Origin of the sequence: uncultured Clostridium sp. (assembly GCF_937920395.1) — a bacterium.
Lineage (GTDB): Bacteria > Bacillota > Clostridia > Clostridiales > Clostridiaceae > Clostridium_AD.
The window spans coordinates 15,501-32,827 of sequence record NZ_CALEVF010000040.1 but is presented as its reverse complement, the minus strand read 5'-3'; the positions used below and the strand labels follow the sequence as shown (position 1 = coordinate 32,827).

The 17,327-nt window shown below is 30.4% G+C and carries 16 protein-coding genes; 7 read left to right on the top strand and 9 right to left on the bottom strand.

The genetic code is table 11. The features are described 5' to 3' along the window. Positions 1 to 19 precede the first annotated feature (19 nt). Positions 20 to 775, bottom strand: coding sequence for a ZIP family metal transporter (locus Q0649_RS04510; RefSeq protein WP_298837993.1), 756 nt, complete (start codon positions 773 to 775; stop codon positions 20 to 22). Positions 776 to 964: 189 nt separating this feature from the next. Between Q0649_RS04510 and Q0649_RS04505 the strand changes: the two genes are divergently transcribed. The 3 genes from Q0649_RS04505 to Q0649_RS04495 all read left to right on the top strand — a co-directional run bounded on the left by Q0649_RS04505 (position 965) and on the right by Q0649_RS04495 (position 3,582). Then, positions 965 to 1,822: a YitT family protein gene (locus Q0649_RS04505; protein WP_298837991.1), complete on the top strand. Its 858-nt coding sequence runs from the start codon at positions 965 to 967 to the stop codon at positions 1,820 to 1,822. A gap of 223 nt (positions 1,823 to 2,045) precedes the next feature. Next, a complete protein-coding gene (locus tag Q0649_RS04500; RefSeq protein WP_298837988.1) occupies positions 2,046 to 2,522 on the top strand; it encodes a DUF3237 domain-containing protein in 477 nt (158 codons plus the stop codon). A 70-nt stretch (positions 2,523 to 2,592) separates the two neighbouring features. Continuing rightward, entirely contained in the window at positions 2,593 to 3,582 is a 990-nt protein-coding gene (locus tag Q0649_RS04495; protein ID WP_298837986.1) for a lysylphosphatidylglycerol synthase transmembrane domain-containing protein, read from the top strand. A gap of 35 nt (positions 3,583 to 3,617) precedes the next feature. On the opposite strand, the gene Q0649_RS04490 is transcribed toward Q0649_RS04495, so the two are convergent. Both Q0649_RS04490 and Q0649_RS04485 read right to left on the bottom strand, forming a co-directional pair. Beyond that, positions 3,618 to 5,456, bottom strand: a complete 1,839-nt coding sequence (locus Q0649_RS04490; protein ID WP_298837984.1) for an APC family permease — start codon at positions 5,454 to 5,456, stop codon at positions 3,618 to 3,620. 372 nt (positions 5,457 to 5,828) lie between these two features. Further along, on the bottom strand, positions 5,829 to 7,379 hold the full coding sequence (locus Q0649_RS04485; RefSeq protein WP_298838096.1) for a nitrite/sulfite reductase: 1,551 nt from the start codon (positions 7,377 to 7,379) through the stop codon (positions 5,829 to 5,831). Positions 7,380 to 7,501: 122 nt separating this feature from the next. Between Q0649_RS04485 and Q0649_RS04480 the strand changes: the two genes are divergently transcribed. Both Q0649_RS04480 and Q0649_RS04475 read left to right on the top strand, forming a co-directional pair. Next, complete coding sequence (locus tag Q0649_RS04480; protein WP_298837980.1) at positions 7,502 to 8,398, top strand: LysR substrate-binding domain-containing protein; 897 nt, start codon at positions 7,502 to 7,504, stop codon at positions 8,396 to 8,398. A 34-nt stretch (positions 8,399 to 8,432) separates the two neighbouring features. Continuing rightward, positions 8,433 to 9,869 carry an alpha-amylase gene (locus tag Q0649_RS04475; protein WP_298837978.1) on the top strand — a complete coding sequence of 479 codons (1,437 nt, stop codon included), beginning with the start codon at positions 8,433 to 8,435 and terminating at the stop codon, positions 9,867 to 9,869. Positions 9,870 to 9,957: 88 nt separating this feature from the next. Here Q0649_RS04475 and Q0649_RS04470 read toward each other — a convergent pair whose 3' ends face one another. The 3 genes from Q0649_RS04470 to Q0649_RS04460 all read right to left on the bottom strand — a co-directional run bounded on the left by Q0649_RS04470 (position 9,958) and on the right by Q0649_RS04460 (position 13,117). Next, a complete protein-coding gene (locus Q0649_RS04470; RefSeq protein WP_298837975.1) occupies positions 9,958 to 11,181 on the bottom strand; it encodes a YgeY family selenium metabolism-linked hydrolase in 1,224 nt (407 codons plus the stop codon). 211 nt (positions 11,182 to 11,392) lie between these two features. Beyond that, positions 11,393 to 12,370 (bottom strand): D-glycerate dehydrogenase, encoded by a 978-nt coding sequence (locus Q0649_RS04465; RefSeq protein WP_298837972.1) that lies wholly within the window; start codon positions 12,368 to 12,370, stop codon positions 11,393 to 11,395. A gap of 36 nt (positions 12,371 to 12,406) precedes the next feature. Continuing rightward, positions 12,407 to 13,117 (bottom strand): hypothetical protein, encoded by a 711-nt coding sequence (locus Q0649_RS04460; protein ID WP_298837969.1) that lies wholly within the window; start codon positions 13,115 to 13,117, stop codon positions 12,407 to 12,409. Between the two features lie 245 nt (positions 13,118 to 13,362). Between Q0649_RS04460 and Q0649_RS04455 the strand changes: the two genes are divergently transcribed. After that, positions 13,363 to 13,854, top strand: a complete 492-nt coding sequence (locus Q0649_RS04455) for a metallophosphoesterase (protein WP_298837966.1) — start codon at positions 13,363 to 13,365, stop codon at positions 13,852 to 13,854. A gap of 80 nt (positions 13,855 to 13,934) precedes the next feature. Here the strand turns inward: Q0649_RS04455 and Q0649_RS04450 are convergent, their stop codons facing one another. After that, positions 13,935 to 14,147, bottom strand: a complete 213-nt coding sequence (locus Q0649_RS04450; RefSeq protein ID WP_298837963.1) for a heavy-metal-associated domain-containing protein — start codon at positions 14,145 to 14,147, stop codon at positions 13,935 to 13,937. Positions 14,148 to 14,413: 266 nt separating this feature from the next. Beyond that, complete coding sequence (gene hydF, locus Q0649_RS04445) at positions 14,414 to 15,619, bottom strand: [FeFe] hydrogenase H-cluster maturation GTPase HydF (protein WP_298837960.1); 1,206 nt, start codon at positions 15,617 to 15,619, stop codon at positions 14,414 to 14,416. 201 nt (positions 15,620 to 15,820) lie between these two features. Between hydF and Q0649_RS04440 the strand changes: the two genes are divergently transcribed. Continuing rightward, a complete protein-coding gene (locus Q0649_RS04440) occupies positions 15,821 to 16,591 on the top strand; it encodes a polysaccharide deacetylase family protein (RefSeq protein WP_298837957.1) in 771 nt (256 codons plus the stop codon). 65 nt (positions 16,592 to 16,656) lie between these two features. Here the strand turns inward: Q0649_RS04440 and pssA are convergent, their stop codons facing one another. Beyond that, positions 16,657 to 17,175, bottom strand: coding sequence for a CDP-diacylglycerol--serine O-phosphatidyltransferase (gene pssA, locus Q0649_RS04435; protein WP_298837954.1), 519 nt, complete (start codon positions 17,173 to 17,175; stop codon positions 16,657 to 16,659). Positions 17,176 to 17,327: the final 152 nt, after the last annotated feature.

Genomic DNA, 17,327 nt, shown 5'->3' with positions numbered 1-17,327 from the left:
GATTTTTAGGATAAAACACTTAGTGCATTATTGTAACAAAGATTTTACCTAATATTATTCCAAGAACTGTGCCACTTGCAGATAATCTACCCCTCCAGAGTCCAATGGATTCAGGTATTATCTCTTTGCAAACAGTATATAATATTAAACCAGCAGCAAATGATAGGCTAATTGAAATAATTATAGGTGATACACTATTTAAAATTCCTCCCATTAAAGCACCTATGCCCATCGGTATAGAAGTAAATACTGAAAATAGTATTACGGTATATATTTTAGCACCTCCTTCTTTAAGATACATTCCTAAGGTAAGTCCTTCAGGTATTCCATGGAGAAGCAGAGCAATTGCTAACTGGAAACCCCTCGTATAGGAAATATTTAAAAGTGAACCTAATGCAATTCCAGCGGGTATATTATGTATTCCTGAACCTATCGCCATAAAAAGAGCTACTTTTAAATATCTCTGTTTTTTACCATCTGAATTTTCAAAATTAAGATAACTAACACCACTATCAATTAATAATGCAGTAATAAGTCCAATAAATATACCAATTGTTGCTATATACACATTACCATTTTCAAATGCTTCTGGAATTAAATCGAAGCAAATTATAGCAAGCATAAGGCCTCCAAGAAACCCCAAAACAGTACCTTTAAATCTTCTACCATTATCTTTAGTAATAAAACAAAGTAGTATTCCCATCATTGTTCCAATCCATGCAGTAAAGAATCCTATATTACTTATGTGAATAAGCACATTAAAATTAGTAAACATCAATAAAGCCCTCCATTTTCTCAAAATGTTACCATATCTAAGTCTATGCAGTATAACCGCTAAGATAGAATATATGATATTCTTTTTATCGTAATTTTCAGAAAATATAGTCTATTGCTCAAATCAACTTGAATGAAATGTAAAAATACGTTATAATTAAGGTACGTATTTAAAAAGAGAGGTTATTCGATGACTAAACGCTTCAGAAAATTTTACGCTAGCTGTAGTAAAGTAATTATTATAATGCTTGGCGCAACACTATATTCAATCGGCTTAGAAATATTTTTAATACCTAACAACATAATTGATGGAGGCGTTGTTGGAATATCAATTATGGCAAATCACTTTATCAACGTACCACTTGGACTACTTACTTTTATACTAAATATACCATTTTTCATAATCGGATATAAACAAATTGGAAAAACATTTACCATATCAACTATCTTTTCTGTAATATGCTATTCTATAGGTGTATCAATCCTTAAACCAATTCCCGGAATAACGCATGATATACTACTTGCAGCAGTTTTTGGTGGAATACTAGTTGGACTAGGCATAGGACTCATAATGAGAAGTGGTGGATCAACTGATGGCACAGAGATTGTAGCAATAATACTTGACAAAAGAATTAAATTTTCAGTTGGAGAGATAATTATGTTCTTCAATTTCTTTATATTACTTTCAGCAGGCTTGATTTTTGGTTGGGATAGAGCCATGTATTCTTTAATAACATATTTTATAGTAATCAAAGTTATTGACATTATCATTGAAGGTACTGATGAATCAAAAGCTGTAGTGATTATTTCAGATAAACATGAAGAAATCTCTGAGGCAATAATGGCAAGACTTGGTCGTGGTATGACTTACCTTTACGGCAAAGGCGGAAAAGAAGGAGAATATAAAAATGTAATTTATGTAGTTGTATCTCGACTAGAAATTTCTAAACTAAAATCTATTGTTAATGGTTTTGATGATGATGCATTCATAACTATAGGTAGTGTTGAAACAACTGGAAAGAGTTATAAAAAGAAAGCTATACATTAAATTATAAATAAAATAATGATTTTAGGAGGGTGTTTTTAATATAATCACTCTCCTCTTTTTATTTACAAACTCATGACACATATTAATATTCAAATAATAATATATGATATATTTAAGAATGTGTTTTAATTTTTCGTGATATAATATTTAAGACATAATTGTACTTAAAGGGAAATATTATCTAGAAAATTTAACAAATGAAAAATTATAAGGAGTGAAACTAATGGAAACTGTTGATATTAAAGAAATAGGTTACGTTGAAGTATTTAGCATTCTAATTGTAGTTGATAAACCTATTCTAGTTGGACAAGATGAAATAGTTGGAAGACGTCAATTAATTCCTATTTTATCTGGTGATGTAACTGGTATTGGGTTTAAAGGAAAAGTACTTCCAGGAGGAATTGACAGTCAAGTTATTAGGCCAGATGGGAAATGTGAGCTTTCAGCTAGATATGCTATTGAGTTAGATGATGGGGCTACCATTTACATTGAAAACAATGGTCTTCGTACAGTGCCATCTAAATATATAGAAGATGTAAAAGCTGGTAAATTTGTTGATCCTAGTGTTTACTATTTCCGTACAATTCCCATCTTTGAAACTTACAGTGAAAAATATAAGTGGATGATGAACACTATTTTTGTATGTTATGCTACAAGATTACCTGAGAATGTCATGTTAACCTTCTATAAAGTTCTCTAGTAAATTTAGATAATGTAGCTGTATTTAAGTTTTTTTATAAAAGTATTATTAATAAAGGGTAGGTAAATTAATGAAAAAATATAAATTTAATTTGATATTGGGAATAGCCTCTGTAGGTATTTTTATACTATTAATTGTATTTACACATGGTTGGATGGATTTAATTCATCAAATGAATCACTTGCATATTCAATGGTTAATTGCAGCTGTTTTCTCCATGTTTTTATATTGGGTTTTTGAAGCTAAAATCTTGCAGTTAACTGTATTTTTAATGAAAAAGGACTATAAATTTAAAGAAGCTTTTAAAGTCACTCTTATTGGACAATATTTTAATTCAATCACTCCCTTTGCCTCTGGCGGTCAGCCAATGCAGTTATATGCACTTACAAAACAAGGAGTAGGTGCTGGCAAAGCTGGTTCAGCACTCATGATTAAATTTATTATGTATCAAGCTATATTAACTATATACTCACTAGTTCTTATATTTTGGAAATTAGATTTTTTTAGGCGAAAAACCAGCAATTTATTTTATTTAATAGCAGTAGGATTTTTAGTTCATGCTAGTGTAATTGTATGTTTAATTGTTTTTTCAAAATATCGTAAATTAACACATAAATTTATAATGATCTTATCTAAAATATTACGAAAATTCAAACTTGTAAAAAATATATCAAAATTAGAAAAAGATATTAATGAAAATTTAGATCAATTTCATGATAATATGCAAATAGCGAAACATAGTAAAAGATTAATTTTTACAGCTACTATTTATACAACGCTGCAGCTAACAATATATTTTATTATCCCCTATTTTATTTATCTTAGTTTTGGAATGCACGGTGCTAGCATTGGTAGTATGATAGCTGGAACTGCATTCATAATGATGATAACAGCTGTTATACCATCACCCGGAGCCATGGGTGGAGCCGAAGGTGCTTTCTATATATGCTTTAGCATGTTTTTTGCCGCTAGCAATATAATGGCCGGCATATTATTATGGAGATTAATTACTTTTTACTCCTGTATAATTTTTGGATTTTATGCACTTAAAAAGAACTAAAAAATCATTAGCCTAGGCTAATGATTTTTTAGTTTCTACTCTTTTATTATATATGGCACAGTAAGAACTGCCACATTTCTATTTTTATATAATTGACTTTTTATAAAATACCCTGTTTGGTTATGAAGTAAATTATGCCACCATCTAGTTATAACAAATTGTGTTAACACTACTGTCACAGTTTCTCCATGTTTTGAAGAACGTTCTTCAGATTGTATAAAATTCATTAATGGTTCCATTACGTCCCTATATGAGGAATGCTCTATTATTAATGGGATTCCCGGATTATACTCTTTCCATTTTCTTTTTAGTTTTTGAGTGATTTCTGGATCAGTTGATACATGAAAAGCAACCACATTTTGTGATAAACATCTAGCACAGTTTAATGCCTTTAGGAATGATTTATTTAATGTGCCTAAAAGAATTATTACATGTTGATCATTGTTTGTTATTGCCCCCACTTTGGGTCTTAGATCATTTGTTAATCTTATTTGCTCTACTACATGGGTATAATGATTCTTAATTTTTAACATAAAATAGACAAGCAAAGGCAATATAATACAAACTATCCAAGCTCCATCCATAAACTTTGTAATACCTATAAGTATTACAGTAATAAAAGTTACAATAGCACCAAATCCATTTACAGCCGCCTTAAATTTCCAACCAACTGTTTTATCCCTTTTCCATTTTAAAAACATTCCTACCTGGGAAAGTGTAAAAGATATAAATACACCGATTGCATATAATGGTAAAAGTGCATGAGTATCGCCTTGAAATACAATAATTAATATAGCGGAAGCTACAGCTAGTACTATTATTCCATTTGAAAAACTTAATCTTTTTCCTCTTTGAGAAAATTGCCTTGGAGCATACCCATCATTCCCCATTAATGAAAGTAATAATGGCAGACCTGCATAAGATGTGTTTGCAGCCATTATTAAAATAACTGCAGTGATTACTTGAATAAAGTAAAACATAATATTTTTCCCAAAAACTTGTTGAGTAATTTGAGCAAGCACAGTCATATTACTAACAGGTACTGCATTATAAATTGTTGCTAGAAAAGATATTCCTATAAAAATAAAAAATACTAACCCTCCTAGTAAAACCAGAACAATTTTCGCATTTTTTTGTGATGGTTCTTGAAAATTAGGTATACCATTACTTACAGCTTCAACTCCTGTTAAACCACTACATCCTGAAGCAAATGCGCGAAGAAATAGGAATAAAGTAATGTCACCTACTTGCTTTGGCATTGAAAATAAAGCTTGTGGCGAATATCCAAAAATATAATGTCTAACAAAACCAGTAACAATAAGCACTACACAAGAACCTATGAATATGTATGTTGGAACTCCAAAAAGTTTAGATGATTCCTTCGTTCCTCTTAAATTTCCTATTGTTATAATTAATAACATTAATAGTGCTATAGATACTTTGTACTTATACAAAAATGGCATTGCTGATGTTATCGCAGCAGTTCCGGCACTTATACTAACAGCAACTGTAAGTACATACCCTATAGTAAGCGCTGCTCCCGCTGTAAGCCCTGGGGTTACTCCTAGATTATCTTTTGCAACTATGTATGATCCTCCACCAGATGGGTAGCTATCAATAGTCTGCATGTATGAAAAAACAAGTATGAGCAGTAGCAAAACAATACACACTGCAGCATAAAACATATATTTATATGCCATAGAGCCCATAACTCCAATTAACACAATTAAAATTTCCTCACCTGCATATGCAACGGAAGAAACAGCATCACTTGATAATATAGGTAATCCCCACAATACGTTTAATTTTTCCCCTTCTAATTCTTCTGTTTTTAATGTTTTACCTATTAGTACTTCTCTTATTTTTGAAAACATAATGCACCTCTGTAATCGAATTTATTAATACAATATTGCTCTATTATATATTATTAATTCTAAGATTTCAACCTATAATTTCCATATTTATAGCTAAATATAGCCAAATTCATAGCTTTAATGTCGGCTAATTAATGTTATAATTCAAATAGTCATAAATGCTTAATATATATGTATTTAAAGTTGCTTATTAGTCGTTTTCTCATTAACCTATCTATAGCATATAAATAAATTATTATTAAAACATGTGATTTACATTTAATTACTCAAAAAAAGAATAGAATACATGGTTAACACCCACATACCCTACTCTTAATTACTTATCTAAGTTATTTGCATAATTTTAGTTACATCCCATCATATGGAATTTTTTTATACTATATATTTACTCACAATTTTATTAAATTCATTTATATTTTGTTTCATCCAAGTAGCAAAGTTTTTGCTTGAATTGTCTACAGCACTTGCAAGTTCAAATAAAAAATTTGGAACTTCCACTTGTTTAATATCACCATAGATTTTACTAAGCTTTGTTCTACCTATTCCAAGTTCCCCACCAAAATGTAATTCAAATACATTTATAAGTTCATTTTGAATATTTTTCTTTTTACCACGAAACCCAATTGTTCCTATTTCATGTACAGAGCAAGAATTAGTACATCCTGATATATGAACAGGAGGAAGTATATCTTTTGTAAAGTTTTTTTCTTTAAAATAACTTAAAATCTCATTTAAAGTGCTCTGACTTTCTAATATTCCCATTTGACATGTTGGAACTCCAATACAACAAGTTGAATATTCAAGTGAAGTATTTCCTCCCATTCCCACTGTTAAATCAAGTAATGTTTGAGCTTCTTCCCCATTAAGATTTCTAATATATAATCCTTCTGACATAGTTAGTCTTATTTCTACATCGTCCATATCTTCTATTTTATCTATTATTAGTTTTAAATTCTCTGTTTTTAATTGTCCTCCCATTGGATGAACATACACACTATATAAACCCATTTGTTTTTGTGAAATTAGTCTTATGTTTTTTACAGAAGTTTCAATGCCAGACTTATCATAAACCTTAGTTTCTACCTTAATTTTCAAATTACCTTCAGCCTTAACCTTCTCCAAATAGCTATTGTAACACTTTATGAATTTTTCATCGCCCATTCTTTCTTTAATATATCTTATACGGGCCTTTCCCTTGTTTACATAGTCACCTTCATTAATGAAAAGCTCAGTTAATGCTTCAACATGGTATAAAATATCTTCAGGCTTTATCAATTGACCACTTGAAACAGATAACCTTGAGTTATTTCCCATTCCACCACCTAAATATACCTTAAAATATTGGATTTCATTTTCAATAACAGCTAAAAAACCCAAATCAGTAGCCGTTACATGTGACTCATCCTTGTCGTTACTTGAGAATGCAACCTTGAATTTTCTAGGAAGCTTATATGTATATATCTTATTTAAAAAATGTTTCCCCACCGCAGTTGCATACGGTGATATATCGAAAACTTCATTTTTTTCTACACCAGATAATGGTGATGCAGAAACATTTCTAGGATAATTGCCACCTGAACCCCTTATGTACAATTCTTTATTTATTCCTTCCTTCATAATATTACAAACTTCATCTATAGTAATTCCATGTAATTGCATTGCTTGACGAGTAGTTATATGTATACTTTCTACTTTATATCTATTTGCAAAATCATAAATTAATTTAAGATCCTTTATAGACGCTATTCCTGCCGGCATTCTAAATCTTGCCATAAATGTTTTTCCACTACGCTCGGCATATACTCCCATACCACCGGAAGCTCCCTTAAAATCCATCTTACTCAATTCGCCACTTAAAAACTTATTACCAAGTGCTCTAAACTCTTCAATTTCGGAAAAAAGGATCTCATTTAAATTATTCATTTGTATCATTCCTTTCATATTGCAACATCCCTTTAAATATAGTATACTTGTTTTTAACCAATAAGTATAATACATGTTTTCTATAATACTTATTAGTATTTATAATGGATAGGGTGATAATTTTGATTGAGGAATTAAAAACTTTTATTACTGTTGTCGACAAAAAAAGCTTCACAAAAGCTGCAAATACTATCAACATATCTCAACCAAGTGTTAGTTTACACATTAAACTTCTAGAGAAAAAATTTAATACAAGATTGATTGAAAGATCAAACAAACAAAGAAATATATTAATTACACAAACTGGAGAAATTTTATACAAAAAAGCTAAACAAATAATCTCTCTAATAGATGACACAAAAGATGAACTTGACAATTATCATAATTCCACATCAGGAACCTTAAAAATTGGTGCAAGCATGACTATAGGTGAATTCTTACTTCCCTCAATACTAGGAGAATTTATTAAAGAGTTTCCAAACATAAAACTAGAAGTCGCTATTGAAAATACCCATAACATTTATGAAAAATTCAAAAACTATGATATTGATATTGCTTTAACTGAAGGCAGCGTACCTGCACATAACTATACCTCTAAAAATTTCTATAAAGATACAATGGTTATTGTAACTCCAAATTCTTTTACCTATGATAAAAATATTGGACTTAAACCCAACTTGTCAAATCAAACTTGGATGCATAGAGAAGAAGGTTCTGGTACTGGTGAGTATCTAAATATTTTTTTAAATACAGAAGGTATATCACCAAAAAATTTTATTATACTTGGAAGTAATTATGCAATTAAAGAAGCTGTTAAAAATAATTTAGGTGTGACTTTCATCTCATCTTTAGTAGTTGCTGATGCTGCTACTAATAATGAGCTTAAAATTATAGCTACTGAGACAAAATACAATAGGTTTTTTTCTTACTTAGTTCATGAGAAAAACTTATCAAAGATTGCGACATTATTTGTTGAAAAACTAGAAAAGTTCAGCTGTAGAAATATTAAAAACCAATAAATCTCGATTAGAGAAATAAAAGGAGCTAACTTAAATGAATAAAACTATAATGCAATTTTTTGAATGGAATTTACCACCCGATGGCGGACACTGGAACTTTTTAAAAGACCACAGTAAAACGTTAAGCGATGTTGGCATAGACACTCTTTGGCTTCCACCGGCCTATAAAGGTGCAGGAGGTAATAATGATGTAGGCTATGATGTTTACGACTTATATGATCTTGGTGAATTTGACCAAAAGGGAACCGTGCGAACTAAACATGGTACAAAAGATGAATATATAAATGCAATAGATGAGGCTCATAAAAACGGCATTAAAATATTAGCAGATATAGTTCTTAACCAGAAGGGTGGAGCAGATGAAAGTGAATGGGTAAAAGCAGTTAAAGTTGACCCAAAAGATCGAAATAATAAAATATCTGGTGAATATGATATAAAGGCATGGACTAAATTCAACTTCGCTGGAAGAGGTAATAGTTATTCTGACTTTAAGTGGAATTGGGAATGTTTTGATGGTGTAGATTGGGACCAGAACAAAAAAGAAAGTGCTATTTTTGAATTCACCGGCCTTGGTAAAGCCTGGGATTCTGAGGTAGATGATGAAAATGGTAACTATGATTTCCTTATGCTTTCAGATATAGATGTTAGTTCCCCTGCAGTTTACGATGAACTTTTAAAATGGGCATTATGGTATGTTGAAATCGCACACCTTGACGGATTTAGATTAGATGCACTAAAACATATAGGATTTGAATTTTTTACAAAGCTGATTAATGAAATAAGAAATATTACAAAGAAAGAGCTTTTTACAGTAGGTGAATATTGGGACAATGATATTAACACTTTGAAAAAGTATATCGAAAATACTTCCCATATATTTAATGTTTTCGATGTACCACTTCACTATAATTTTTTAACAGCTGCAAATCAAAAGGAAAACTATGATTTAAGAAACTTAATGTCAAATACATTAATAAGTTGTTATCCGGAGAACTCAGTAACTTTTGTGGATAATCATGATACCCAACCTGGACAATCTCTTGAATCTTGGGTAGATAATTCATTTAAACTGCAAGCATATACTTTTATTTTAACAAGGAAAGAGGGTATACCTTGTGTATTCTTCGGAGATTACTACGGAATGCCAACTAATTCTATACCACCACTAAAAAATGAACTAGATAACTTATTAAGAGCTAGGCGAGATTTTGCATATGGATGGCAGCATGATTATTTCGATGATGCACATCTTGTAGGATGGACAAGGGAAAAAGGACTCGCTGCATTAATTTCTAATATAAATAATGGTGGTTCTAAAAAAATGTTTGTTGGAGAAAATTTATCAGGTAAATCATTTGTAGATATAACTGGCAATGTTTCTGGAGAGATTATAATCGCAGAAGATGGCAATGGTGAATTTACTGTTAATGGGAATTCCTATTCAGTTTGGTGCATTATTAAAAAAGATTAATCAGATCCTTAATCGCTGAATAATAAGTAATATATGCCCCCAGCCTGTGTTATCACAGGTTGCTTCTTTTTTATACCGAATAACAATGTTATAATTTGTTAGTTTTAACTACTCTGTTTACATATAAACTAGGAATTACCGCATACATAGCTGCTGCCTTGACTAACTCGCTCTTTAAAGTTCGCTCATTTGGAGAATGTGCCTCGTCCTCATTACCAGGTCCAAAACCAATACATGGTATATCATATCTACCCATAATTGAAGCACCATTTGTAGAAAATGTCCATTTATCAACTAGTGGTTCCTCATTAAATAAAGCTTCATAACCTTCTACTAAAGTTTCACAAACTGGGTGATCAACATCTAAGCGCCAAGTTGGAAAATAAGCAGCTGTAGGATAAATAACTCCCTTATAAGAAGCTTTCTCATAATCATATATAGAAACTTCAGCCTTCATATTTTTAATTGAAGAAAGATTTTTAATTTGATCTAAGGCATAATCATAACTTTCTTTTCCTGTTAACCTTCTATTAATTGATATGGTGCAACTATCCGCCACCGCACATCTTGAAGGCGAAGTGAAAAATATTTCAGAAACAGCAAGTGTCCCTCTTCCTAAAAAATTATCGCAGGGCAAAAGCTCATTAAGCTCTTTTAATTCGTTTAATATGGGAGCCATTTTATATATAGCATTAACCCCTCTATCTTGTGATGAGCCATTACAACTTGTTCCATGAGTAACTACTCTTATCTCCATACGTCCCCTATGTCCTCTATATATATTGCAAGAAGTAGGTTCAGTAATTACAACAAATTCAGGTTCAATTTTATCTTCATTTATCATATATTGCCAGCAAAGTCCTTCGCACTCCTCTTCTTGGACTGTACCTGTAATTAATAAGGTATAGTCACCATGCATGTCCAATTCTTTAATAATCTTTGCTCCATAAACCATAGATGCCATACCGCCCTTTTGATCACTCCCACCACGTCCTATGATTACTTCCATATCTTCATACCCTTTATATGGATCGTACTGCCATAAATCTTTATCCCCAAGCCCTACTGTATCTACATGTGCATCCATAGCAATAATATGGCTTCCATGACCTATCGACCCTATTATGTTACCCATTTTATCTATTTCTATCTTATCAAAACCAACCTTTTTCATTTCTTCACTAATTCTTGCTATAATACGTCCTTCATTACAACTCTCACTTGGAATAGCAATCATATCGCGAAGAAACCTTGATATGTCACCTTTGTACTCTTCTGCTTTCTGTAATACCCTTTGAAAATCAATGTTCATTGTAAAGCCTCCTTCAATTTATCTATATTGTAAATAAAAAGTGCCTCAATTTAAGCTTAACAAATAACAAAAGTATATATTTCATAAAATATATTGCTATAAATATATTCTATGAAATATATACCTTCAAAAGAACTAAATATTATTAATATTCTCAAATAATAAAGCACTTACATTCCCTGCTTTAAATGTAAATGCTTTAATAATAAAACTATTTTAATACATCCGTATTAACACAAGTATCAGGAATTTCACCATTTAGGACTTTGATAATACTTTTAGCTGCAACTAGTCCCATCTTTGTTCTTGTTTCCATTGTAGCTGAAGAAATACGAGGAACAATTGAAACATTGTACATATCTAGAAGTTCTGGTTCAATATTGGGTTCATGTTCAAACACGTCAAGTCCCGCTCCCCATATTTCACCATATTTAAGGGCTTTAACCAATGCTTTTTCGTCAATTACTGGACCACTACATGTATTAACAATAACTGAAGTATTTTTCATCATAGAAAATTCTTTCTCTCCTATATAATGATTGGTGGAAGGTAAAAGTGGTACATGTAATGATATAAAATCAGATTCGCAAAGCAAATCTTCTTTATCTACATAAATAGCGCCAAGTTCTTTTTCCATTTTATAATTTCTAACTATATCAGTATATAGTATTTTCATATCAAAGGCCTTAGCTTTCTTTGCGAAGTTAAACCCAATTCTCCCTGCCCCTACAACGCCTAATGTCTTGCCAGTAATTTCACGTCCGAGAAACATCATAGGATCACAAGACTCATAAGCACCATTTCTTGTGAACTTATCCGCTGCTACGATTCTTCTAGACACAACCATGAGAAGTGTCCACGCAAGATCTGCAGTAGCGTCATCTAATACGCAGGGAGTGTTTGTAATTATTATTCCCTGTTTGGTAGCCGTAGCTATATCAATATTGCTATAACCAACACCGTAATTAGCAAAAATTTTGCATTTATCCCCTGCTGACTCAAGTACCTCTTTATCTATATTATCAGTTAAAAGACATAAAACAGCATCCTTACCTTTTACCTGCTCAACAAGTTCTTCTCTTAACAAACCTCTATCAAAAGGATTTATTTCTACATCAAAATACTTTTTTAAAAGTTCAATAGCCTCATCTGGAATTCTTCTTGTTACGTAAACTCTTTTTTTATCCATAGCTTTTACCTCCTATAAATACTAACCGCTTTAATTTCACAGCCTTTCAAATATAAGTTCATTTTTAATTTTCCCTATTTCTTTTATAATCTTCATTTTTCTAAAACAATATGTTATTTTCCTTGCCTTCTTTTCAGGAATTTTCAATATTTTTGCCAAGTTTTTGTTTGTAAAATTTCCTGGTAATTCGTCTGGCAAAAATATAAAGAAATCCTTATCCTCTTTAAAAGTAACTTTCTCAATTACCTCTAAAAGTTTATGATCTATTATGCTTACACCTTTTCTTCTCCAACTTCCTTTACCATCCTTGCATCTTATCTCTTCTTCTTTAATCATTAAAATTTCCAATATAAAATTATCTGATCCCATTAAATCAGGTATCCTAATCAATTCATCAAATAGATCAACTAATTTACCCTTTTTAGGCGACTTTCTTCTACTAATTACTACATTCGATTGTTCTTTAGTTACTATATATTTTTCTGTAGCTATAGGATGTACTAACATTACCTTATTATACTTAACTAATTCTCTAAGTTTATTACGAATTGCACTAAAGTTTTTTGTTTGTATTTCAATTAACGAATCTTCTCTCACTAAATCAATTACATATTTATCTAATTTGACCTCAAATCTATCTCCATCAGTAACATACCACTGTTTAATGGCTGAATGCAAAGACTTCTCATTTTTTATATTAATTCCATTTTGCTCGTAAATTAATACTTTCTCTTCTACTTGTCCCATTTTTCTCCTACCTCTTAAATAATCTTCTAATTTTTAGTTAAATTAAATAATCTACTTCTTGTATTTATATATTGATTATAACAGAATTGTTATATAAATAAAATTCCAGATGTAAAATAAAGGTATCTGAATAATAAAACTCATTAAAACATATAACAAGTTAATATACTAATATTTTATAAACAAATACCAATTGTGTATCAAAACATAATATAAAATAATATAATACTAAAAGGTGATGAAATATGAAAATTGTGATATTATCTGATACGCATGCAAAAAAACATAATGATAAACTTTTTAAATTAATAGACAGTTTATTTAGAGAAGCCGATATGATTATTCATGCAGGTGATTATATTTCACCAAGTGTTGTATCGAAATTAAAAGAGCATCAGAACTTCGTTGGAGTATGGGGAAATAATGATAAACATTATATAAGAAGTATATTAAAAGAGAAAGAAATATTATCTATAGAAGGTTATAAAATCGGTTTATATCATGGTCATGGCACTAGTAAAAACACACTAACTACAGCATATGATAAATTTATTGATGATAAGGTAGATATAATAATCTTCGGACACACCCATCAACCACTTATATTAACCAAAAATAAAGTGCTTATGATTAATCCCGGTTCACCCTCCTGCAAACGACGTGAGCCATGGTATTCTTATGTTATTTTAGAAATTGAAAATAAAAAAATAGATGTTCATTTAAAATTTTTCAACTGACATTATAAATATTACAAGTTTTAACTATAAAAACAGCCCTACCAATGTAATTTGGTAGGGCTATCTTGTTTATGATTATGTTAATCTTCTTCTACTTCTGTAACTTCATATCCTACTTCTTCAATAGCTTCTGTGATATCATTATCAGTTGTTTCATCCTCAAACTCTGCTACTGCAAATTTTTCTTCTAAATCAACCTTTACTTTAGTAGCTCCGATATCAAGTAGTGCTTCCTTTACATGACTTACACAATGTGAACAGCTCATTCCATCAATATATATTTTTTTCTTCATTTATAATTCCCCTTTCAATTCTTTAATTTACATTGTTATATATTTATACTTAAATTATAATTATATACTTATTAAGCTAACATAAACTTATATTCGTCCCTAAATACCTTTTGTCTATATGCATTTAATAAATGTTTTTTCTTTTATTTTATTTTACTTGTTTTGTAATTTCAAACAAATTGTAGCATGTTAATTGTCACTATACAAGTTTTTACATGATTTATTTATTTTATTATTAATATTAAAAATATATATTAAATAATCTTTTAATCAAACGCACTAAGTACTCTATTTAATATACCATTTATATGAGCTATAGCTATACCAAAATTGGTAATAGGCAGGTCAACTATATTAGCTTTCTTTATTCTCGACATTAACTGTTGTCTATTAAACATACATGCCCCACAATGAACTATTAGTTTATATTCACTCAAATCTTCTGGGAAACTACTACCCGCACAGACCGTTATATCTAGTTTCCCACCTACTTTATCATTAAGCCATTTGGGAAGTTTTTCTCTCCCTATATCGCCCTCGAGCGGGTGGTGAGTACATGCTTCTGCAATGAGTACCTTATCTCCTGGTTTCAGCGTATCAATAGCTCTTGCCCCTTTAACTAAGGTATCTAAATCTCCCTTATACCTAGCCATAAGTATAGAGAACGAAGTAAGTGGTACATCTTTAGGGATAATAGCATTAACTTTTTTAAATACCTGTGAATCTGTAATCACCAAATCTGGTTTACCTTTTAGTGCAGCTAAAATATCGCCTAACTCACTATCCTTTACAACAAGAGCCATAACATCATTATCAAGTAAGTCCCTTATAATTTGAACCTGCGGAAGTATTAATCTTCCTTTTGGCGCTTGAATATCTTGTGGTGCCACAACTAACACTATTGATTTTGGTTTTACTATGTCACCTACAATTGTATTTTTCTCGAAATCCCCTGGAGCAGCGTCCATAATTGCTTTTTTTAATTCATCAATATTTATTCTGTCTTTAGCACTAACCTTAACAAAATCTATGCCTATTATCTTTTGTATACCTTCAAGCTGAATTTTCCCTAATGTTACTACATTTTCATCGATTTTATTTATAACTCCTACTATAGGAATTTTTCTATTTTTCAAATCTTCATACCACATTTCTTCAAATACTAAATCCTTCTCATTACCATCTATAACCAAAAGAGCTAAATCTGTTTTATCCATAACTTCCTTAGTTTTCTTGATTCTAAGTTCACCTATTTCTCCATCATCATCAAGTCCTGCAGTATCTATAATCACAACTGGTCCTATTGGAAGTAATTCCATTGCTTTATATACTGGATCCGTTGTGGTTCCTGCCAAACTAGAAACCAATGCAATATCCTGATTTGTTAGTGCATTAATTAAACTTGATTTTCCTACATTTCTTTTCCCAAATATAGCTATATGAAGTCTATTAGAATTTGGTGTTTGCTGCATACTATCTGCCTCCTCTTTCTTCTTTTAAAATTGGTTTTATTTTTCTATACAATCATAAAATTCTAGATTTATTATATATCGTAATTATATAAAATTCAACTTTAAATTTCTTGTTTAAATTTTGGTTTTAATAATATACTGTTTTAATAGATTCTTCTTTGGGCATACTAATATCAACAAAAACTAAAGGTGAGTGATAATATGGCGTTTAGGAAAAAAAATATTTTTATAATTTTTACAACCACTATTATTTGTTTTTTATTAATATACAGTTCTTATGTTAATAAATCTCAAAAAAGCAGCCAAACTTTTAGACCTTCAATTACTTCCTTTAAGGATGGAGGTTACCAACATGTTTCTAAATTTGTCTATTTAACTTTTGACGATGGTCCTACCTACGTTATTACAGATGCACTATTAGATGTATTAAAAACCGAAAAAGTAAAAGCTACTTTTTTTATAGTAGGAAAAGAAATTGAAGGAAAAGAATCTATCCTCAAGAGAATCTATACCGAAGGTCATAGCATAGGTCTTCATACTTATAGTCATAATTTTAAAAAGATATATAGAAGCACAGATGAATTTATTGACGAAATGGAAAAAACCTCGAGCAAGATCCAAGAAATCACAGGCTCTACTTCTAAGATTATTAGGTTTCCTGGTGGCAGTTCAAAACGATTAAATTCTCTTACTTTAGAAAACCTTCATAAAAATGGCTTTAAAATATATGATTGGAATGTAGATGCACTTGATGGTGTCAACCCAAACTTAAGCGTATCACAACTTATTAAAAACACAAAAAAAATCAGAGGTAATGAAAATACAGCTATAATCCTTATGCATTGTAATTCAAATAATAAAAACACAGTAAAAGCACTACCCGGTATTATAAAGTATTATCTTGATTTAGGTTATGAATTTAAAGCCATAACTAAAGATACACCTGAGTATTATTATAAATTTAAGAATTAAAAAAAGCCTCACTTTTAGGTGAGGTTTCTTAATATAATTGCATTAAAAATATATTACTTGCATTATTATTGCTTTTTAAATTTAAACTTGCTTACCATTAAATATGATAACAAAATTACTAAAAACACTGTAGGCCCTAAATTTGATGCTCTATTAAACATGAAGAATGCATACAATGCTAAAAATGTACCTGTAACAGTGATCGGAATTCCTGAGAAGACGCCATCAAAATCTGTAATATTGTATTTTGCGAGTCTATATGCCCCCGCTACTGGAAATACTAAAACCATTAAATATCCAATTGGTCCAAGCCCTGCAAAATTATAAATACTAAATATTAATATGGAAGGTGCAACACCAAAAGATACTAAATCACATAATGAATCTAATTCTTTTCCAAGCTCACCATCCACATTTAAAAACCTAGCTATTTTTCCATCATATCTATCAAATATTCCTGCTAAAAGAATAAATATCGCTGCTAATTTATAATTGCTGTCAAAACTCATAAGTATAGACAAAATACCACAAGACATATTGCTTAAGGTGAAAATGTTAGGCACTGCATTCTTTATTTTTACCATCTATATCACTCCTATCATTATATAAGTATAACATAATGCTCGCGGTTATTCCTTAGTATTATATAACATTATTATTAAATTATCCTTAAATTATCCTTAAATTTTATTTTAAAAAATAAAAAAAGAACCAGCATATCGCTGGTCCTGTTTTA